The sequence below is a fragment of the Asaia krungthepensis NRIC 0535 genome, from assembly GCF_025995175.1.
Taxonomy (GTDB): domain Bacteria; phylum Pseudomonadota; class Alphaproteobacteria; order Acetobacterales; family Acetobacteraceae; genus Asaia; species Asaia krungthepensis.
The window spans coordinates 209,514-229,018 of record NZ_BAPV01000003.1; the positions used below are offsets into that span (position 1 = coordinate 209,514).

Consider the following 19,505-nt stretch of genomic DNA (forward strand, 5'->3'; position numbering starts at 1 on the left):
TCAGATCACCAGTGAATAGGGGTTTTGAACGATATCGCGCAGCGCGTTCAACCATTGGGCGCCCAGCGCACCATCGACGGCGCGATGATCGACCGAGAGCGTGGCCGTCATGACGGTTGCAACGGCAAGCTGGTCACCGCGCACCACAGCGCGTTTTTCACCTGCGGCAATCGCCAGAATACCGGCCTGGGGCGGGTTGATGATGGCCGCAAACTCGCGCACGCCGAACATGCCCATATTCGAGATCGAGAAGGTGCCGCCCTGGAATTCCTCGGGCTTCAGCTTGCCGTCACGCGCACGTTTGGCCAGATCGCGGGCCTCGGCGCTGATTGCGCGCAGGGATTTGCGGTCGGCCTGACGAATGATCGGGGTGATCAGACCATCGGGAATGGAGACTGCCATCGAGATATCGATCTCGGGGAAATGCAGCGTCTCTGCCTCGGTATACTGGACATTCAGACCCGGGCAGTCGCGCAGGGCAAGAGCCACAGCCTTGATCATCATGTCATTGACCGAGATCTTGAACTGCCCCTCTCCCTCGCTCGGCGAGGCCGCATTGAGCTTGGAACGCAGCGCGAGCAGCGCGTCGAGTTCGATATCCACCGAGACGTAGAAATGCGGGACGGTCTGCTTGGACTCGCTCAGGCGACGCGCAATGACCTTGCGCATAGACGAGTTGGGCACGCGCTTCGCTTCGGCGGGCGCCGTCACCGGAGCGGCTGCACCACCCGTGGTAGCAGGCTTTGCATTCTCGACGTCGCGACGAAGAATGCGCCCGTTCGGTCCTGTCCCCTTCAGCGATGAGAGGTCGATCCCCTTCTGCGACGCGATGCGGCGCGCGAGAGGCGATGCAAAAACGCGCTTGCCTGTGGGCCCAGCGACGGGCGCTGCCTGCGACGTCGAGGCAGCGGACTGGGCGGGAGCGGACTGGGCCGAAGTGGATTGAGCCGGAGCGGCCGGGGTAGAAGCGGGCTGGGCAGCGGTTTGCGGTGCGGGTTCGGCCTTTTTTGCAGCTGGCGCGTCGACCGCATCCGGCACGGCTTCGCCCTCGTCGACCAGGATAGCGATGGGTGAGTTGACCTTCACCCCCTCGCTGCCTTCAGGAACGACGATACGCCCAAGAATGCCTTCATCGACGGCCTCGACTTCCATCGTGGCCTTGTCTGTCTCGATCTCGGCAATCAGATCGCCCGATTTGACCGTGTCGCCTTCCTTCTTCAGCCAGCGCGAGAGGGTTCCCTCGGTCATGGTCGGAGAAAGAGCGGGCATCAGGATATTGGTAGCCATGGTCGCAGCCCCTCAGAACAGTTTGCGAACCGCGTCCACCACCCAGTCAGGCTGCGGAAGCGCATGTTTCTCAAGATTGGCGGCGTAGGGCAGCGGGATATCCAGACCGCAAACGCGCGCAGGCGGGGCATCGAGATAATCGAATGCCTGCTCACAGGCCACCGTGCAGATCTCGGCACCGATACCGGCGACGGGCCAACCTTCCTCGACGGATACGATACGGCTCGTCTTCTTCACGCTATTGATGATCGTCTCGGTATCCAGGGGACGGATGGTGCGCAGGTTGATCACCTCGGCCTCGATCCCCTGTTCTGCCAGCTTCGCAGCGGCTTCGAGCGCCACACCCACCATGATCGAGAACGCGACCAGCGTCACATCCTTGCCTTCACGCTCGATCTTGGCCTTGCCGATGGGCAGGATGAAGTCTTCATCCACCGGGCACGGGAATTTCTGACCGTAAAGAATCTCGTTTTCGAGCACGATCACCGGGTTTGGATCGCGAATAGCGGCGCGGAGCAGACCCTTGGCATCCTCCGACGACCACGGGGCAACAACCTTCAGTCCGGGCACATGAGCGTACCAGCTGGCATAACACTGTGAGTGCTGAGCGCCGACACGTGCCGCAGCGCCGTTCGGGCCACGGAACACGATGGGACAGCCCATCTGGCCGCCGGACATGTAAAGCGTCTTGGCGGCGGAATTAATGATATGGTCGATGGCCTGCATGGCAAAATTCATGGTCATGAATTCCACAATCGGCTTGAGACCTGTCAGCGCCGCGCCGACCGCCATGCCGGTAAAGCCATGCTCCGTGATCGGCGTATCGATGATGCGACGCTCGCCGAATTCATCGAGCAGACCCTGGCTGATCTTGTAGGCGCCCTGATACTGGGCGACTTCCTCGCCAAGCAGGAACACATCGTCATCACGGCGCAGCTCAGCGGCCATCGCATCACGCAGGGCTTCACGCACCGTGATGACCGAGGTCTCTCCCCATTCGCGGTCCGGTGTCGCCACCAGCTCCTGCGGCTTCTGGGGGGCTTTCTCCTCAACCGCGGTCTGGACCGGGGTCGCCTGGGCTGGGGCCGGGCCGTTTTCCAGCGCCGAGATATCCTCGCCTTCTTCTGCGATGATCGCGATCTGCGTGTTCACAGCGACGTTTTCGGTGCCTTCTGGCACGAGAATTTTCGCCAGGATACCGCTATCGACTGCCTCGACTTCCATCGTCGCCTTGTCGGTTTCGATCTCGGCAATGACGTCGCCTGAATTGATCTTGTCACCCGCCTTGCGGGTCCATTTCGAGATCGTGCCTTCGGTCATGGTAGGCGAAAGTGCCGGCATGAGAACAGGAGCGGCCATGACTTACGCCTCCACCAGAATATCGGTCCAGAGTTCAGAGAGATCGGGCTCAGGGCTGTTCTGCGCGAACTCCGCAGCGTCATTGACGATCTGCTTCACTTCGGCGTCGATCTCCTTGAACGCCTCGTCCGTCGTGCCCTTCTCGGACAGGAGCTTGTGCAGCGCCTCGATCGGGTCACGCGTGCGGCGCATTTCCTCAACTTCCGAGCGGTCGCGATAGCGTGCCGGATCGGACATTGAGTGGCCACGATAACGATAGGTTTCCATCTCGAGCAGGAATGGCCCCTTGCCCGCACGGCAATGAGCGACGGCCTCCTGGGCCGCCTCATGCACGGCGAACAGATCCATGCCGTCTACCTTGCGTCCCGGAATTTTCCAGGGGGCGCCGATCTGCGAGAGATCATGCGCGGCGGCGCTGGAGCGCTCGACGCTGGTGCCCATGCCGTAGCGGTTATTCTCGATCACATAGATGCAGGGCAGCTTGTGCAGGGCAGCGAGATTGAAACTCTCATAGACCTGACCCTGCTGGGCTGCGCCTTCACCAAAATAGGCCACGCCTACCTCGTCGGTGCCGCGATACTTGTTGGCGAAAGCCAGGCCCGTGCCGATAGCGACCTGCGCGCCGACGATGCCGTGACCGCCATAAAAGTTCTTCTCGCGCGAGAACATGTGCATGGAGCCGCCCTTGCCATGCGAATAGCCGTCCTTGCGTCCGGTCAGCTCGGCCATCACGCCGCCCGGGCTCATGCCCATCATCAGCATATGGGCGTGATCGCGATAGGAGGTCACGATCTTGTCGCCTGGCTTCATGGCCAGCGACATACCGACAATCACAGCTTCCTGGCCGATATAAAGATGGCAGAAACCGCCGATCAGTCCCATGCCGTAAAGCTGCCCTGCCTTTTCCTCAAAGCGACGCAGCAGGAGCATATCGCGATATGCCGTGCGCACTGTCTCCAAAGGCAGGATCGGTCCGTTATGATCAGCGAGCGGCTGAGCCGCTCCCTTATGGGCTTTGCCGGACATGCTGAGGTTCTCCTGAGCCAGACTGTTGCGCCAAGCGCAATTCTGGGACCGGTATTTACCAGTCCCGTTGCGCAAGTCCACAACCCAGGCTGTTAATATGTGCGTTAGAGAGTCCCGAGAAGGCGACGGGCAGCCAGGCCCGGGTCCTCTTCTCGCAATAGACTTTCACCGACGAGCACACCACTTGCGCCGACTTCACCAACGCGCTGCACATCTTCGAGAGTACGAATACCACTCTCTGAAACGAGGATGCGATCGGGCGGCACCAGCGGAGCGAGCTTCGCTGTGGTGTCGAGATCGGTCACGAGCGTGCGCAGATTGCGGTTGTTGATGCCAATCAGCGAGGTATCGAGCGCCAGAGCGCGGTTGAGCTCTGCCTCGTCATGCACTTCGCACAACACATCCATGTCGAGTCCGCGCGCGAGCCCGATCAGCTCTGCCGCCTCGGGGTCCGTCAGGGCCGAAAGAATGATGAGGATGCAATCCGCCCCGATCAGGCGGCTTTCATGAACCTGCCATGGCTCGAGGATGAAATCCTTGCGCAGGATCGGCAGCGGGGTGATTTCCTTGACGGCCTTGAGGTCCTCGATGGAGCCATGAAAGCAGGGCCCCTCGGTCAGGATCGACAGGCAGATCGCGCCCGCCGCCTCATAGGATTTGGCAATGCCCACCGGGTCGTAATCGGGACGCAGGATACCGGCAGAAGGCGAAGCCTTCTTTATTTCGGCAATCAGGCCAACGCGACGATCCGCCGCCATCTGCTTGAGTGCCTGCCCGAACCCGCGTGTCGGGACGTTCACCTCGCGCGCGCGTGCCGTGATCTCCTTGAGCGGCATGATCAGGGAACGCTGCTCGACGTCGATCCGCGTGCGCGCGCAGATCCGCGCCAGAACATCTGGCATGTCCAGACCGGACACAGGCAAGGAGGGTTCATCCTGCACAACGGTTCCCGGCACCTTCACATCGGGAAAACCGGCTGGCGTGTCGTGTGTAGGGGCGGCAGAAAATTCAGTCATGATAAGCCTGACGTCTGGATCATGTGAGGAGAATGCGCCGTTTCGGCAGGGTGATGGGGCCCTTGCTGGGCGTGGACGAGAGCAGAAAGCGCCAGACCCGTATCGATGGCATGAGCAGCCAGTTCGACATTCCTGCGCAGGAGAGTGGGGACGATCAGCGCGTTTTCAAGAATGGGAGATTGTCCCGAGACATGAAGCGCCACGGCGCTGTTCAGGAGAACCGTGTCCCTATAGGCTCCGGCCTGTCCCGAGAGCATGTCGAGCAACTTGCTGGCATTATGGGCGGGGTCGCCGCCGGCAATCGCGGCGATCGGCCGATGGGGCAGCCCGGCCATGTCGGGAGTCAGGATAAGCTCAAGAAAGCGCCCGTCATCCCAGGCCTGGATATGGGAGAGCCCGGCCAGAGTGATCTCGTCGCTTCCGCCGAGATCGGTCTCTCCATGAACAGCCCAGACACGTTCGGCCCCGAGCGTGGCGAGCGTTTCGACAACCGGACGCAACCAGCGCGCGTCATAGAGGCCGATCATCTGCCGACGCACCTGAGCTGGATTGCATAGGGGTCCGATCAGATTGAAGATGGTGCGAAAACCGAGCGCACCACGCACTGGGGCGGCATGGCGCATCGCAGGGTGATGGAGCGGCGCGGCCAGAAACGCCAGACGTCCTTCGCGCAGGCGGCGTGATTGCTCGTCAAGGTCGTGGCAAGGCTCGATGCCGAGCGCCATAAGCGTGTCGGTCGCCCCCGCCCGCGAGGAAAGCGCCCGGTTGCCATGCTTGGCCACAGGAACACCCAGCCCCGCGAGAACGAAAGCGACCGCGGTGGAAACGTTCAGCGTACCGAGCCCGTCTCCGCCAGTCCCGCAGACATCCATCGCATCTTCAGGTGGATCGGGCAGTATCGTCATGCAGGCGCGTACGGCGCGCACGGCGCCGCTCAGCTCATCGACAGTCTCGCCTCTCAGACGAAGCGCCATGAGAATGGCGGCCAGTTGCTCGGGAGGAACTTCGCCCCGCATGATGAGGGTGAAGAGTTTCTCGGTCTCCTCCCCTGTCAGGCGCCGCCCCTCGGCAAGACGCGTCATGACCTGTTTGAGGCGACCTGACTGCATATCCATTCAGGCGGCTTGTCTTTTCTGGCGCGCATTCCGGGCGATATTCAGGAAATTCGCCAGCATCATCTGCCCGTCTTCGGAGGCGATGCTCTCGGGATGGAACTGCACACCATGGACCGGAAGCGTACGGTGGCGCACCCCCATGACAACCCCGTCCTGAGCACGGGCATTGACGACCAGCGTATCGGGGATCGTCTCGGGCGCCAGGGTCAGGCTGTGATAGCGTGTGGCCTGGGTCGGGCTCGCAAGGCCATGGAAAAGACCCGTGCCGTCATGGCTGATGGCATCGACCTTGCCATGCATCGGCTTGGGCGCGCGAACGACGGTCGCACCGAAGACCTGGCCAATTGCCTGATGACCGAGACAGACACCGAGTACAGGAAGAAGCGGCGCCGCAGCCTCGATCAGGGCGCAGCAGATACCTGCCTCGTTGGGAGAGCATGGGCCGGGCGAAATCACGATGGCCTCAGGCTTGAGCGCGAGCGCCTCCTCAACAGTCAGCGCATCATTGCGGTGCACATCGCAGGTCTCGCCCAGTGCGCCGAAATGATGCACGAGATTGAAGGTGAAACTGTCGTAATTGTCGATCAGCAATATCATGGCACTAAGATGGCGTTGTCTCGAGAGAAGGTCAAATTCCGTTACATGGACCGGGGCTTCAGACCCCGATCTCCGCAGCCTGCTGGACGGCCAGTTCCGCCGCTCGGAAAATGGCGCGCGACTTATGTCGCGTTTCCATTTCCTCGCTTGCAGGGTCGCTATCGGCAACCACACCGCACCCGGCCTGAACATACATGCGGCCCTTGTTCAGAATGGCCATACGCAGCCCGATGCAGGTATCCATATCGCCATCGACACCGATATAGCCGATGCACCCCGAATAAGGACCTCGACGCGTCACCTCGAGTTCGTCGATAATTTCCATCGCACGGATCTTGGGCGCGCCGGTAAGGGTTCCCGCCGGGAAGGCCGCGCTCAGCGCATCCAGGGCATCGCATTCCGGGCGGATCTGGCCCTGCACCGTCGATGAAATGTGCATGACATGACTGTAACGCTCGACCACGAAGGACGAGGGCACGGTGACCGACCCCATGAGGGCGACACGGCCCACGTCGTTGCGCCCCAGATCGATCAGCATCAGATGTTCGGCGCGCTCCTTCTGGTCAGCCAGAAGCTCGGCCTCGAGTCGTTCATCGGCTTCGCGATCTGCCCCGCGCGGGCGCGTTCCTGCCAGCGGACGTACCGTCACCACACCCTCGCGCAATCTCACCAGAATTTCCGGCGACGATCCGACGAGCGAAAAGCCGTTCATTTCGACAAGAAACAGGAACGGCGCCGGATTGACGCGTCTCAGCGAACGATAAAGCGCGAGTGCCGGAAGTGGAAAATCCGTCTCGAAGCGCTGACTGGGGACGATCTGGAATGCATCACCGGCCGCAATATAGTCCTGGGCAAGACGCACCTTGTCCATGAAAACCTCGCTCGACATCGTCGAGCGCGGGGCTTCGAGCTGCGTTCCCGCGGCGAGAACGGGGGCATCATCCAGAGGGGCTGCGACGAGGGCATGTCTTGCACGATCGAGCAGCGCCTGCGCCTCATCACGCGTCATACCGCCGTCATGCAGCGGCACGGCCAGATGAAGCTCATCACGAACCGAGTCGAAAACAGCGAAGAGCCCCGGGCGCATCATGACGCCATCGGGAAGATTCAGATCATCGGGAGGGGCGTCCGGCAACACCTCCATCTGACGCACCATATCGTATCCGAGATAGCCGAAGATCCCACCAATCATCGTCGGGAGATTTTCTGGCAGCATCGCGCGGTTCTCATTCACCAGCCGACGCAGAGATACGAGGGGCTTCTCGTCAGTATTGACAAAGCTGGAGGCCGTGTCGAAAGGCGCCTTATTGATCGAGGCGACCCCGTGAGCACAGCGCCACACCAGATCCGGCAACAGGGCGATCACCGAGTAACGCCCCCTCGCCGCGCCGCCCTCGACGCTCTCGAAAAGCAGCCGGTAAGGGCGGTGGGTTTTCCCGGCCTCATCGGTCAGAGACGGCACGAGGGAAGAGAGCTTCATGAATGCCGAGACGGGCGTCAGAAGATCCGCCGCCTCGATGCTGGTGAGGAAATCGGTCGTCATTCCTGTCCGGTTCCCAGTTTGAGCGCCTGCTGAAGCACGGGCATGTTCGGCACAGGCTTGATCTCGGTTTCGAGCGCATGGACGAAAACGACCGGCACGTCAGCGCGCAGCGTGTCCTGCAGCTGGCCGCGCATGGAATCGCGCAACGCCTTCGTGCTCTCCGGATTGGCCGGGGCAATGTCATTCAAGGTGAATACGTAAAGCGTGTCGCCTACGGCAAGCATTCCCGTCTGGCCCTTCTTCGTCGCGAAGATCTCGGACAACACCGCGGGCGGCAGTCCTGCATTCTGCATGCGTGAGATCACAAGATCCTTTTGCATGGTAGCAGCATCGCCAGTGCCGGCAACGGCCTGAGCCAGGCCACCGGACTTGCGGGCAGCGAGCATCAGGGTCGTTGCACGCTCATCGGCCAGATGCAGTTGCTGGGCCTTGAGCCAGTCATGACCGACCTGCTCACGCACCATGTCATAGGGCTTGACGTGGCCCGGTTCGACCTCGTCAACCAGCACAGCGAAAGCGCTGCCTTCAGGGCCGTTCACAAGCGAAGGCTTTTCCCCTTTCTTCTGCGAAAAGATGCGAGCGATGATCGCCTTGCGGACTGCGTCGCTGCCCGGCAGAGGCGCCATCTCACCGTCCTTGGTCAGGCCCTGTGCGTCGAGAGAGCCCTGAGCCGGAACCGCACCGAGATTGGTTGGGATCTGATCGAGATCCGCGCTCCCGGCAATGGCATCCTGCAAACTGGCGACACGACCACCAAGGATCTGCGGGGCCTGGGCACGTGCCACTTCGTCACGAATGGCCTCCTTGGCATGGTCGAAATCGGTCTTGTGAGGCGGCGTGATGGTCGTCACACGAAACACGATCCAGCCTGAGGGACTCTCAATCGGCCCCTGAATGGCATCTTTCGGCGCCGTGAATGCGGCTTTTGCAAGCTCCGGGCTCGGTATGTCGGCCTGCCGCGCATTGGGGAAGGCAACTGCAGCGGCGGAGGGATCACGCGCCTGGATGGCCTGCCAGTCGCCATTGTCTTTCCACGCAGCAAGAATCGTCTCGGCAGCCTTGCGATCCTGCAAGGTGAGCACTTCAAGACTGCGCGTTTCAGGCACGTCGTATTTCTGGATCTCGAATTCGTAGTACCGTTTGAGGTCGGCATCGGGAATGGTCAGGGTACGCGCAACGCTGTCTGTTGTCAGGATAACGATCTTTGCGTGGCGATATTCTGCCGAGCGATAAAGCGCAGGATGGTTGTCGTAGAAGCGATGCAGTTGTGCTTCCTCGGGCGGCGCAGGGACTGCGAAAGCGGTGCTATCCAGACGAAGCAGATCGATCCGATGCTCTCTTGTGTTGTAGGCGACAAGCTGATCGAGAACCGAGCCCGGCACGATCATGCTGTTACCCAGACCATCCAGCAGATTACGCGCGCCGATATCGTCCCGGACCTTGGCGAGAAGATCGCGCTCGGTCAGATGAATCTGGCGGAGCTTGCTGTCGAAGAGGGCGCGATCAAACCGGCCATTAGTGCCATGAAAAACGCTCATGCCGAAGATCTCGTTCCGCACCAGAGCATCGGGCACCTTCATGCCGTTGCGGTCAGCGAAGGCCAGGACCTCGTTCTGGGCGATCATGCGCTGGAGAACCCCCTGCGCAACCTGCTGGCGAACATCGGCGGGCACCTGCGAGGGATCGTTCAGCCCCATCTGCTGCGCCACGCGCGGCATCTCGTTGCGGATGGCCTGGGCAAGATCCTGCCCCCCGATCTGGCGTGATCCGATCCTCGCCGCAGTGTCGATCTGGCTCCCGTTGTAGGAGCCAATCACATCACCGACGCCCCAGCCCACAAAGGCGAGAAAAATGAGGAGCGCGATGATACGCCCGAGCCAGGAATCGACAACGAAATGCCGCAAAGTCGAAATCATACGCGCTTCAGATCCGCAATTTGCCAAGGTTTGAAGCGCTGGACCATAGTAGCAGGATCGGGTTTTGACCAGCCAGAGTGCCTTATGGTGCATCAGCTTTGCGATCCCCTAGATTCCATCCTTGTCATCCAACTGACGAGAAGATGATGCGTAAAGTGCCGCGCGCCCCTGTCTGGAACGCGAAAACATCCGCTAAGCAGGAAGGACCCGGGAAAGTGGAGAGAGCGTGATGCGCCAGATGATCATCGGCAACTGGAAGATGCACGGCCTGCGGGGCGACGGGAAGGAACTGGCGCAAGAGATCGCCGCCGCCATTGGGCCTGCCCTCACCCGGCGCGATGTGGTTTTGGCCCCCCCCTTCACCCTGACACACTGCCTTGCTCCCCTCTTGCACGAACACGGGATCGGGCTCGGTGCGCAGGATTGTCATGCAGAGGCCGAGGGCGCGTATACAGGCGATATTTCGGCTGCGATGCTCGCGGATCTGGGGGTAAGTCATGTTATCCTGGGGCATTCGGAGCGTCGCGAACACCATCATGAGACGAACGCTCGCATCAGACGTAAGGCGGAGCGCGCACGTGAATTCGGTCTGTGCCCGGTCGTCTGTGTTGGCGAGAGTGCGAGGCAGAAAGAAGATGGTCATGCAGAGCCCTGGCTGACCGAGCAGATCACGCAGAGCCTCCCGGCCGATTTCGATGGCATCGTTGCCTATGAGCCGATCTGGGCGATCGGTACCGGCAAGGCAGCGACACAAGAGGATATCGAATCCCGCATGGTCTTCCTGCACGGGGTACTGGCAGATCACCTCGAAACGGATGACAAACCGACACGCGTCCTGTATGGCGGCTCAGTCAAGCCCGAAGATGCCGCGTCCATCCTCGCTGTTCCCGGTGTGGGGGGCGTGCTCGTCGGCGGGGCCAGCCTGTCTGCCAGATCATTTCTTGGCATCGTTCAGGCGGGACTCTCGTCGGCGTCCTGACGGCATACCTATTGCGTTTACCTGAAAGCCGGACATGACCACGCTGCTGCTCGTTCTCAATTTCCTTGTGACCATTGCCCTGATCGGCGTCATTCTCATTCAGCGAAGCGAGGGCGGCGGACTTGGTATTGGCAGTAGCCAGGGCATGGGATCGTTCATGACCGGCCGCGGAACGGCCAACCTCCTGACCCGAACCACGTCGGTGCTGGCTGGCGTGTTCATGGTGCTCTGTCTGCTTCTGGCCGTTCTGAACCGCGGCGCCTCCACCAATGGCGGTAGCGATATTCTGGCGCAGCCTGCCCCGGCAATCGCCCCGGCCACCCAGACGGCACCTGCCGCACCTGCCACTGTGCCAGCCAGCACCCCGACGAAGCAGTAACGCAACAGCTTGTAAATTTTCTACCGCCAGATGGTCTCTGGCGGCATTCTTCTCGTTCCCTAAGGACACGATCCGGTGTAGGAGAGCCTTCCATGACTCGGTTCGTATTCATCACCGGTGGCGTGGTTTCCTCTCTCGGCAAGGGCATTGCATCAGCAGCTCTTGCGGCTCTCCTCCAGGCGCGCGGCTACAAGGTCCGCATGCGCAAACTCGACCCCTATCTCAATGTCGATCCGGGGACGATGAGCCCCTATCAGCATGGCGAAGTGTTCGTGACAGATGACGGGGCCGAGACCGATCTCGACCTCGGCCATTACGAGCGCTTCACCGGGGTTCACGCCCGCAAGGCCGATAACGCGACGACTGGCCGCATCTATTCCGAGGTGATCGCGCGCGAGCGACGCGGAGATTATCTGGGCGCGACCGTTCAGGTCATTCCCCATATCACCGACGCCATCAAGGAAGCAGTGGTTGCCGGAACGGATGGCTACGACTTCGTTCTGGTCGAGATCGGCGGCACGGTGGGCGATATCGAAAGCCTGCCCTTCCTCGAATCGATCCGCCAGCTGCGCAACGATCTGGGTCCGGCGCATACGATGTGCGTCCATCTCACATTGCTGCCCTATATTCCGGCAGCCGGTGAGCTGAAGACAAAGCCGACACAGCATTCCGTGAAGGAACTGCAGAATGTCGGTATTCAGCCCCAGATGCTGATCTGCCGCTCGGATCGCGCAATCCCGACCAATGAGCGCCGCAAGATCGCCAGCTTCTGCAATGTGCGTCCCGAGGCGGTCATTGCCGCGCTCGACGTCGATACGATCTATGCCTGCCCGATTTCCTATCACAAGGAAGGCATGGATAATGAGGTCCTGCGCTATTTCGGCCTCCCGGTTGAGGGCGAGCCCGACCTGAGCCGCTGGACAAGGATTGTCGACACGCTGCGTCATCCTGACGGCGAAGTCCGTATCGCGGTGGTCGGAAAATACACAGCGCTGCTCGACAGTTACAAATCGCTCATCGAAGCCCTGCTCCATGGCGGTATCGCCAACAAGGTCAAGGTTCGCCTCGAATGGGTCGAATCCGAAACCTTCGAGAAAAACCCTGAATCGATCTCCGCACTTGGTCGTGTGGACGGCATTCTTGTGCCGGGCGGCTTCGGGGAACGTGGCTCTGAAGGCAAGATCGAGGCCGTGCGCTATGCACGCGAAAACGGCGTGCCGTTCCTAGGCATCTGTTTTGGTATGCAGATGGCGGTGATCGAATGCGCCCGCTCTCTCGGCGGGCTTGAAAAGGCGTCATCGACCGAATTCGGCCCCACGGAAGAGCCGCTCGTGGGCCTCATGACCGAATGGGCGCGCGGCAATGAGATGCTCCGTCGCCGCGAACACGGTGAGCTGGGCGGCACGATGCGCCTGGGTGCCTACCCCGCCAAGCTGAAGCCGGGATCACGCGCAGCCGAAATCTACGGAACGACCGAGGTGCGCGAGCGCCATCGCCATCGTTACGAAGTGAACGTGCATTATCGCCAGCAGCTCGAAGCGACCGGCCTCGTCTTCTCCGGCATGTCTCCTGACGACGTGCTTCCGGAGATCGTGGAATATCCGGATCATCCCTGGTTCGTCGGTGTGCAGTATCACCCGGAATATATGTCCAAGCCTTTCGCTCCCCATCCCCTTTTCGCTGGCTTCATCGAGGCTGCCGTCAAGAAGGCTCGCCTCGCATGACCACAATCTCTCTCGGCAATCTGACGATCGGTAATCATCAGAGCTTCACGCTCATTGCGGGACCCTGTCAGATCGAATCACGCGCCCACGCACGCGAAATGGCATCGGGGCTTGCCGAGATCTGCGGCGATCTGGGTATTGGCTGGATTTACAAGAGTTCTTTCGACAAGGCGAACCGTACCTCGCTCAAGGCGCAGCGCGGGATCGGCCTTGCGGAGGGCCTCGATATCCTTGCAGGGATACGCGAGGAGTTCGGTTGCCCTGTGCTGACAGACGTCCACAGCGCCGAACAATGTGCGCCCGCCGCAGAGGCCGTCGATGTCCTGCAGATCCCGGCCTTCCTGTGCCGCCAGACCGATCTGCTCCTTGCAGCCGGTGAGACGGGACGCGCAATCAACGTCAAGAAGGGTCAGTTTCTCGCCCCCTGGGACATGGCCAATGTGGCGGCCAAGATCGCCTCGACCGGCAACGAACAGATCATGCTTTGCGATCGTGGTACGAGCTTTGGCTATAACACGCTCGTGAGCGATATGCGCGGCCTGCCCATCATGGCCTCTACCGGGTATCCGGTGGTATTCGATGCTACCCATTCCGTTCAGCAGCCCGGAGGGCTCGGTGGTGCGTCGGGCGGCCAGCGCGAGTTCGTACCGACACTGGCGCGCGCGGCAGTGGCTATCGGGGTTGCCGCGGTGTTCATCGAAACGCACGAGAACCCGGATCAGGCCCCGAGCGATGGTCCGAATATGGTTCCGCTGGCCGAAATGCGTGGCTTGCTCAAGACCCTTCAGGCCTTTGACAGCCTCGCGAAGTCCAATGGGTTCTAAGCGTCATCTCTATTCGGTCGGCACCGAATGGAAGGGCAATCATGGCCATGGCACGCAGTCCTGGCATGTCTATGGCCGCAATCACGATATTACGGCCGAGGGCAAGCCGGTCATCCATGGCTCTGCCGATCCCAGCTTCCATGGTGACCCGACGGGCTGGAATCCCGGCGAGCTGCTTCTTGCGTCGCTGAGCGCATGCCACAAACTCTGGTATCTCGGGCTCTGTGCCGGAGCGGGAATCATCGTCACCGCCTATCGGGACTCTGCCGAAGCCGTGATGATGGAGACCCCGCAGGGCGATGGGGCGTTCGAAAGCGCGCTCCTCAGGCCTGTGATCACGCTGGCGAGTGGGAGTTCGATCACCCGGGCGCAGGCCCTCCACGATCAGGCCCATGCGCACTGCTTCATCGCACGTTCGGTCAATTTCCCGGTGATCTGCGAGCCCGTGTTTCAGATCGTGTAAGGCTGCAACGGCGCGCTCAGGCACGCCGCAAGGCACAGCACGACGACGGCCGTCAGCAAGGCGCGGAACGGAAAATACCCCGCAGGAAGCGCCCCCTTGCGATAGGCGGCACGTTCGGTCGCCAGGACCAGCAGGAAACCGATCATCTCCATCAGGATGCCGCCCCGGGGCGCCCAGATCACACCTGCATAGATGGCGACCCATGCCCAGAGCGAGGGCAGCACACCGAGAACCAGGCGGCGGCGATTGATGCCTCCAAGACCCTGTGCGGGCATGATGGCGGGTTGTTCGAGTGCCAGCCCCCAATGGACCGCTCCGAGAAAGGACAGGATGCAGCCGCCATAGGCCAGCATCGCCACGCCGATATGGGTGATCGGGCCAAGACTTCCCCAGAACAGGGCCGCCATGGCGAGGGTCACGAACGGCACCAATCCGCCGATACCGAGGAAAATCACGAGCGGTGACAGGGGTCTCACGGAATATCCATCCTCATTTCACATAACGCCAGTTGACAGCGCCGGTGTCTCGACGCCTTGTGATGCCCGAAGTTCGAACGTTCAAACAGGGAGCCCCCAATGAGCGCCATTATTGATATCATTGCTCGCGAGATTCTGGATAGCCGTGGCAATCCGACCGTCGAAGTCGAGGTTGAACTGTCCTCGGGCGCCAAAGGTCGCGCAGCGGTTCCGTCGGGTGCCTCGACGGGCGCACATGAAGCTGTCGAGCTGCGCGATGGCGACAAGTCGCGCTATGGTGGCAAGGGCGTTCTGAAGGCTGCTGCCTTTGCTGAGGGCGAGATCCTCGATGCGCTGCAGGGCGCCGAATCGTCCGATCAGATTGCCATCGACGAAGCCATGATCGAGCTGGACGGCACGCCGAACAAAGCCCGTCTGGGCGCCAACTCCATCCTTGCCGTGTCGCTTGCGACTGCCAAGGCCACGGCGCTCGAGCTCGATATTCCGCTCTATCGCTATGTCGGTGGCGTGTTTGCCCACACCCTGCCCGTGCCGATGATGAACATCGTCAATGGCGGCCAGCATGCTGACAACCCCATCGACATCCAGGAATTCATGATCCAGCCGGTTGGTGCACCGACGATCATGGACGCCGTGCGCATGGGTTCGGAAATCTTCGCCCATCTGAAGAAGAACCTGCACGCCGCCGGTCACAACACTAATGTCGGTGACGAGGGCGGCTTCGCTCCCGGCCTGAAATCGGCTGACGAGGCTCTTGGCTTCATCTCGAAGTCGGTCGAGGGGGCTGGTTATCGTCTGGGCGAGGACGTGACCTTTGCGCTCGATTGCGCTGCCACCGAATTCTACCGCGATGGCCGCTACAAGATGGACGGCGAAGGCCGCGATCTCGATTCCTCGGGCATGATCGACTATCTGGCCGATCTCGCCGCACGTTATCCGATCGTGTCGATCGAAGACGGTCTGGCAGAAGATGACTGGGAAGGCTGGGCCGAACTGACCGCCAAGCTTGGCCACAAGCTGCAGCTCGTCGGTGACGATCTGTTCGTGACCAATACCGAGCGTCTGGTGCGTGGCATCGAGAGCAACACCGCGAACGCACTTCTGGTGAAGGTCAACCAGATCGGCACGCTGACCGAAACGCTCCGTGCCATGGAAACCGCGCATCGCGCCGGCTATAAATGCGTCATGAGCCACCGCTCGGGTGAGACCGAAGATTCGATCATTGCCGATCTGGCAGTGGCCACGAATTGCGGTCAGATCAAGACCGGCTCGCTCTCGCGCTCCGATCGTACGGCAAAGTACAACCAGCTGATCCGCATCGAAAACGAGCTGGCTACCGCAGCCCGTTACGCAGGCCGCTCGATCCTGCCCCGCGCCTGACTGGTCTGAGGGAGAGATTTTCTCTCCCTCGCCCAGATACGCGATTGTAAGCGGAGCCTGGCTGAGGCTAGGATCATCCCCAGCCAGCCCGTCTCAGATCGTGGAGTATCCGTGCAGATTGTCCGAGCCATCCGCCGCGTTGTGCGTGCCGTCGTGCCCCCTGCCCTGTTTCTGGGTCTCACGGCGTATTTCGGATGGAATGCTCTCCATGGCGATCACGGTATAAAGGCCTATCATCAGCAGCTGAAGCTGATGGATCAGGCGCTTCAGGCACAGAAGGACGCGGATGCCGAACAGGCCGTCTGGAAGCGTCGTATTGGCAGCCTGAATGAACGCGCCCTCGACGCTGACATGCTCGATGAGCGCTCGCGCGCCATGCTCAATCTGGCCCGCAATGGCGATACGGTTATCCCGTATGGCCCTCATGAGAAACTCTACTAAGTACCTGTCTACCGATTAGCAGACGTTAGCCCCATGGCCCGTATGAGCCGGACGCATCCGGGATAAGGCTATGCGCCCTATCCGGCCTCATATTACCTGATCGCTGCGGCTTCACGGATACTGCCAACGGATCCAGTCAATCTCGTCCTGTTGATCCAATCCTACCCTGCAACGGTAGAGTACCCCGTCCAAACAACGGGGTGTGTGCTTGCTCAGGCAGGAAGCGCCGCGATTGATCTGCCAAGCGGGGGGTGATCGTAACTGGCAAGCGGGCACAAAAAAAGCGGCTCCCAAGAGCCGCCTTTGAGTACCGTCAGCGAAAGCAGATCTTACTTGATCTTGGCTTCGCGGAACGCGACATGCTTGCGGACGACGGGGTCGTACTTGCGCACTTCCATCTTGCCGGTTGCAGAACGAGCGTTCTTCTTGGTGACGTAGAAATATCCGGTATCCGCGGTCGAAACGAGACGGATCTGGATGACGTTGGTCTTGGCCATGGGGTCCTCGCAAACTGATCTGTCGCTGCGCGCGACATGAACGGCAGCGTTTTCAAGCTGGGCGCATAAATGCTTGCATTACGCCCCCGGGTCAAGTGTTTCCGGCAAAACGGTGGATTAATTTTGGTGTTCCGGGGAAAAAATCTTGAAGGGATCGAAGCAAGAACTTAATAAGAACAGATGTATTCCGGGCGCGTGATGCTTCTTTTCCCACACGCTCAGGAGAGAGGAACCCCATGCTCACACGCAAGCAACATCAGCTCCTGCTTTATATAGACTCCTACCTCAAGCGGACGGGTTTCTCTCCCTCTTTCGACGAGATGAAGGAAGCGCTCGAGCTTCGTTCCAAATCTGGAATTCACCGTCTGATCTCGGCGCTGGAAGAGCGCGGCTTTCTGCGGCGTCACCATCATCGTGCGCGCGCACTCGAGATCGTCCGTTTGCCTGTCATGGAGGCGCCTGTCATGTCCGTGACACCGGAAACAGTGTCCGATGGCTCCGGCGCCTTTCCCCGTCTGGCCCATAGCCGAGATCGCGCCCCTTTGGCGCCATTCGATAACGCGTCAAACCAGGTTGTCGGCGTGCCGCTTTTTGGCCGCATTGCCGCGGGTCTGCCCATCGAGGCTTTCCGGGATCAAGGCGAGCAAATCGATATCCCGGCCGCGCAACTTGGAAATGGCCGACATTACGCCCTGCATGTGTCGGGCGATTCGATGATCGATGCGGGAATCCTGGATGGCGATACCGTGATCATCCGCCAGGCGGAGACCGCGGAAAACGGGCAGATCATCGTTGCGCTCGTCGATGGACAGGAGGTGACGCTCAAGCGTCTGCGACAGAAAGGGAAATCCATCGCGCTGGAACCGGCAAATGCCGCCTATGAAACACAGATATTCCCACAGAACAGGGTCAGCATCCAGGGCGTTCTGATCGGGCTTTATCGCCAGTACAAATGAGGACGCGCTCCTGATCGTTCTCCCCTGGTCGTGAGTTGCGGCGCTAGAGACTCGCGCTGTCTATGAGCCCTTTGAGACGCTCGGACAGGGATGGGTCCGTCATCTGAGCAACGTTGAAGCGCATGAACTGTGCTGTGGCGGGCGAGTCACCGAACACAGCCCCGGGGGCAAGCACGAGATTTTTGTCCAGAGCCAGACGTGCGAGACGGGAAACGTCGCATCCGTCCGGCATCTGTCCCCACAGACTGAAGCCCCCCTTGGGTCTGATCGTCACCTCGATACCCATCGAGGCAAGGCGCTCTGCACAGTCTCGACGCAAACGCGCGAGTTTGCGGTTCAGTGTCTCCAGATGCCTCCGATATCCCCCTCCTTTGAGGACATACTCGGCGATCGCAGCCGCTACAGGACTGGCTCCGGCAAAGCCTGTTGCGATCTGCAGATCTCCCAGCGCCCGGATCAGATCGGGTCGCGCGGCGATATAGCCGCAGCGCAGCGACGCCGAGAGCGTTTTGGAGAATGACCCTATCCTGATGACATGGTTCAGTCCGTCGAGTGGCGCGAGACTGGGTGTCTCGCGTGGAGCGAAATCGGCAAAGATATCATCCTCGACAATCTGCACACCGTGCTGCGAAGCGACGACAAGAAGCCGATGGGCGGCGCGCAGGGTGATCGATCCGCCAGTCGGGTTCTGAAGGCCCGAATTGGTCAGATACAGGACCGGCTTTTCTTCCTGGACGACGCGGGCAAAGACCGCCAGATCCGGGCCATCGGCTCCGAATGGGACGCCGACTACACGGACCCGATGTACGGCAAGAAGCGCCCTGAAGTTGAAATAGCACGGGTCATCGATAAGAACGCAATCGCCCGGCTTGAGCAGAAGACGGCAGACCATGTCCATCGCCTGGGTACCGGAATTCGTCAGAAGTATATGGTCGATCGGTGCAAGGAAATGCTCTTCAGCGAAACGGCGAGAGAGCAGATGGCGCAGCCCGGGCGACCCCATGGCTGGCCCATAGCCTGTCAGCAAGGCGTCATCGGCCCTCGCAACGTCGCGCATCGCCATGCGCAGCAAAGCCTGCGGCATCCAGGCCTCGGGCAACCATCCGCAGCCTGGTTGAACCATCCCGGAATCAGCCTCCAGCGCCTGACGGGATACCCAGAAGGGGTCCAGGGCATGATCTTCCCTCCCCCTCCTGCCAGGCTGGGCTATCGACGCAGACGACACGTAATAGCCGGAGCCGGGACGTGCGACGATTATCCCTTCTGCAACCAGCCTCTCATAGGCCTCATTGACGGTAGAGGGCGACATGGCGATCTGGCTTGCGAAACGCCGGATCGACGGCAGGCGCTCACCATGAGCGAGGCTCCCTGTCCTGATACGCGCTCTTATCGCTTCGAGGGCGATCGCAATCTTGCTGTCGGTTTTCATATCGATATCGCAACTGTATGGTTTCTGCCTCCAAACAGTTTGAGCAATGCCCCGCTGACTGTCCATGTTCCGAGACGAGGTGCCGTTGCATTCTTGGC

19 protein-coding genes are annotated in these 19,505 nt (G+C 60.7%); 8 read left to right on the top strand and 11 right to left on the bottom strand.

What is annotated here, in order from left to right; genetic code table 11:
- From AA0535_RS02220 to AA0535_RS02255, 8 genes are all read right to left on the bottom strand, one after another.
- A complete protein-coding gene (locus AA0535_RS02220) occupies nucleotides 1-1,287 on the bottom strand; it encodes a pyruvate dehydrogenase complex dihydrolipoamide acetyltransferase (protein WP_264814275.1) in 1,287 nt (428 codons plus the stop codon).
- Nucleotides 1,288-1,299: 12 nt separating this feature from the next.
- Nucleotides 1,300-2,646, bottom strand: a complete 1,347-nt coding sequence (locus AA0535_RS02225; RefSeq protein WP_264814276.1) for a pyruvate dehydrogenase complex E1 component subunit beta — start codon at nucleotides 2,644-2,646, stop codon at nucleotides 1,300-1,302.
- Nucleotides 2,647-2,649: 3 nt separating this feature from the next.
- Nucleotides 2,650-3,672: a pyruvate dehydrogenase (acetyl-transferring) E1 component subunit alpha gene (gene pdhA, locus AA0535_RS02230; RefSeq protein WP_127102219.1), complete on the bottom strand. Its 1,023-nt coding sequence runs from the start codon at nucleotides 3,670-3,672 to the stop codon at nucleotides 2,650-2,652.
- A gap of 104 nt (nucleotides 3,673-3,776) precedes the next feature.
- A complete protein-coding gene (gene trpC / locus AA0535_RS02235; protein ID WP_373319252.1) occupies nucleotides 3,777-4,688 on the bottom strand; it encodes an indole-3-glycerol phosphate synthase TrpC in 912 nt (303 codons plus the stop codon).
- Nucleotides 4,685-5,803 carry an anthranilate phosphoribosyltransferase gene (gene trpD, locus AA0535_RS02240; RefSeq protein ID WP_264814277.1) on the bottom strand — a complete coding sequence of 373 codons (1,119 nt, stop codon included), beginning with the start codon at nucleotides 5,801-5,803 and terminating at the stop codon, nucleotides 4,685-4,687. Before trpD ends, trpC begins: the two co-directional genes overlap by 4 nt.
- The gene (locus tag AA0535_RS02245; protein ID WP_264814278.1) at nucleotides 5,804-6,400 is read right to left on the bottom strand and encodes an anthranilate synthase component II; all 597 of its coding nucleotides are present in this window, start codon (nucleotides 6,398-6,400) and stop codon (nucleotides 5,804-5,806) included. It abuts the gene before it with no gap.
- A 58-nt stretch (nucleotides 6,401-6,458) separates the two neighbouring features.
- Entirely contained in the window at nucleotides 6,459-7,943 is a 1,485-nt protein-coding gene (locus AA0535_RS02250; protein WP_264814279.1) for an anthranilate synthase component I family protein, read from the bottom strand.
- On the bottom strand, nucleotides 7,940-9,859 hold the full coding sequence (locus tag AA0535_RS02255) for a peptidylprolyl isomerase (RefSeq protein ID WP_264814280.1): 1,920 nt from the start codon (nucleotides 9,857-9,859) through the stop codon (nucleotides 7,940-7,942). The genes AA0535_RS02250 and AA0535_RS02255 overlap by 4 nt, the downstream gene beginning before the upstream one ends.
- Nucleotides 9,860-10,088: 229 nt before the next feature.
- Between AA0535_RS02255 and tpiA the strand changes: the two genes are divergently transcribed.
- From tpiA to AA0535_RS02280, 5 genes are all read left to right on the top strand, one after another.
- Nucleotides 10,089-10,838: a triose-phosphate isomerase gene (tpiA, locus tag AA0535_RS02260; protein ID WP_264814281.1), complete on the top strand. Its 750-nt coding sequence runs from the start codon at nucleotides 10,089-10,091 to the stop codon at nucleotides 10,836-10,838.
- 34 nt (nucleotides 10,839-10,872) lie between these two features.
- Nucleotides 10,873-11,217, top strand: a complete 345-nt coding sequence (gene secG, locus AA0535_RS02265; protein ID WP_264814282.1) for a preprotein translocase subunit SecG — start codon at nucleotides 10,873-10,875, stop codon at nucleotides 11,215-11,217.
- 92 nt (nucleotides 11,218-11,309) lie between these two features.
- Nucleotides 11,310-12,941, top strand: a complete 1,632-nt coding sequence (locus AA0535_RS02270) for a CTP synthase (protein ID WP_264814283.1) — start codon at nucleotides 11,310-11,312, stop codon at nucleotides 12,939-12,941.
- A complete protein-coding gene (kdsA, locus tag AA0535_RS02275; protein ID WP_264814284.1) occupies nucleotides 12,938-13,765 on the top strand; it encodes a 3-deoxy-8-phosphooctulonate synthase in 828 nt (275 codons plus the stop codon). Before AA0535_RS02270 ends, kdsA begins: the two co-directional genes overlap by 4 nt.
- A complete protein-coding gene (locus tag AA0535_RS02280) occupies nucleotides 13,755-14,228 on the top strand; it encodes an OsmC family protein (protein WP_264814285.1) in 474 nt (157 codons plus the stop codon). Before kdsA ends, AA0535_RS02280 begins: the two co-directional genes overlap by 11 nt.
- On the opposite strand, the gene AA0535_RS02285 is transcribed toward AA0535_RS02280, so the two are convergent.
- Nucleotides 14,216-14,704 (bottom strand): DUF3429 domain-containing protein, encoded by a 489-nt coding sequence (locus AA0535_RS02285; protein WP_264814286.1) that lies wholly within the window; start codon nucleotides 14,702-14,704, stop codon nucleotides 14,216-14,218. The two genes, AA0535_RS02280 and AA0535_RS02285, sit on opposite strands and share 13 nt — an antisense overlap.
- Before the next feature lie 99 nt (nucleotides 14,705-14,803).
- Between AA0535_RS02285 and eno the strand changes: the two genes are divergently transcribed.
- Both eno and AA0535_RS02295 read left to right on the top strand, forming a co-directional pair.
- Nucleotides 14,804-16,084 carry a phosphopyruvate hydratase gene (eno, locus tag AA0535_RS02290; protein WP_023977385.1) on the top strand — a complete coding sequence of 427 codons (1,281 nt, stop codon included), beginning with the start codon at nucleotides 14,804-14,806 and terminating at the stop codon, nucleotides 16,082-16,084.
- A gap of 111 nt (nucleotides 16,085-16,195) precedes the next feature.
- Nucleotides 16,196-16,525: an FtsB family cell division protein gene (locus AA0535_RS02295; protein WP_264814287.1), complete on the top strand. Its 330-nt coding sequence runs from the start codon at nucleotides 16,196-16,198 to the stop codon at nucleotides 16,523-16,525.
- Nucleotides 16,526-16,854: 329 nt separating this feature from the next.
- On the opposite strand, the gene rpmG is transcribed toward AA0535_RS02295, so the two are convergent.
- Entirely contained in the window at nucleotides 16,855-17,022 is a 168-nt protein-coding gene (gene rpmG, locus AA0535_RS02300; RefSeq protein WP_023977387.1) for a 50S ribosomal protein L33, read from the bottom strand.
- 236 nt (nucleotides 17,023-17,258) lie between these two features.
- On the opposite strand from rpmG, the gene lexA reads away from it, so the two are divergent.
- A complete protein-coding gene (gene lexA, locus AA0535_RS02305) occupies nucleotides 17,259-17,978 on the top strand; it encodes a transcriptional repressor LexA (protein ID WP_264814288.1) in 720 nt (239 codons plus the stop codon).
- 43 nt (nucleotides 17,979-18,021) lie between these two features.
- Here lexA and AA0535_RS02310 read toward each other — a convergent pair whose 3' ends face one another.
- Nucleotides 18,022-19,407, bottom strand: a complete 1,386-nt coding sequence (locus AA0535_RS02310; protein WP_264814289.1) for an aminotransferase-like domain-containing protein — start codon at nucleotides 19,405-19,407, stop codon at nucleotides 18,022-18,024.
- Between the last annotated feature and the right edge of the window lie 98 nt (nucleotides 19,408-19,505).

Coding starts and splice junctions, on each gene's coding strand:
- trpD (WP_264814277.1), bottom strand. CDS start 5,803: ATGGATATGCAGTCAGGTCGCCTCAAACAGGTCATGACGCGTCTTGCC.
- AA0535_RS02250 (WP_264814279.1), bottom strand. CDS start 7,943: ATGACGACCGATTTCCTCACCAGCATCGAGGCGGCGGATCTTCTGACG.
- eno (WP_023977385.1), top strand. CDS start 14,804: ATGAGCGCCATTATTGATATCATTGCTCGCGAGATTCTGGATAGCCGT.
- AA0535_RS02270 (WP_264814283.1), top strand. CDS start 11,310: ATGACTCGGTTCGTATTCATCACCGGTGGCGTGGTTTCCTCTCTCGGC.
- trpC (WP_373319252.1), bottom strand. CDS start 4,688: ATGACTGAATTTTCTGCCGCCCCTACACACGACACGCCAGCCGGTTTT.
- lexA (WP_264814288.1), top strand. CDS start 17,259: ATGCTCACACGCAAGCAACATCAGCTCCTGCTTTATATAGACTCCTAC.
- pdhA (WP_127102219.1), bottom strand. CDS start 3,672: ATGTCCGGCAAAGCCCATAAGGGAGCGGCTCAGCCGCTCGCTGATCAT.
- rpmG (WP_023977387.1), bottom strand. CDS start 17,022: ATGGCCAAGACCAACGTCATCCAGATCCGTCTCGTTTCGACCGCGGAT.
- AA0535_RS02280 (WP_264814285.1), top strand. CDS start 13,755: ATGGGTTCTAAGCGTCATCTCTATTCGGTCGGCACCGAATGGAAGGGC.
- kdsA (WP_264814284.1), top strand. CDS start 12,938: ATGACCACAATCTCTCTCGGCAATCTGACGATCGGTAATCATCAGAGC.
- AA0535_RS02255 (WP_264814280.1), bottom strand. CDS start 9,859: ATGATTTCGACTTTGCGGCATTTCGTTGTCGATTCCTGGCTCGGGCGT.
- AA0535_RS02220 (WP_264814275.1), bottom strand. CDS start 1,287: ATGGCTACCAATATCCTGATGCCCGCTCTTTCTCCGACCATGACCGAG.
- AA0535_RS02245 (WP_264814278.1), bottom strand. CDS start 6,400: ATGATATTGCTGATCGACAATTACGACAGTTTCACCTTCAATCTCGTG.
- tpiA (WP_264814281.1), top strand. CDS start 10,089: ATGCGCCAGATGATCATCGGCAACTGGAAGATGCACGGCCTGCGGGGC.
- secG (WP_264814282.1), top strand. CDS start 10,873: ATGACCACGCTGCTGCTCGTTCTCAATTTCCTTGTGACCATTGCCCTG.
- AA0535_RS02310 (WP_264814289.1), bottom strand. CDS start 19,407: ATGAAAACCGACAGCAAGATTGCGATCGCCCTCGAAGCGATAAGAGCG.
- AA0535_RS02225 (WP_264814276.1), bottom strand. CDS start 2,646: ATGGCCGCTCCTGTTCTCATGCCGGCACTTTCGCCTACCATGACCGAA.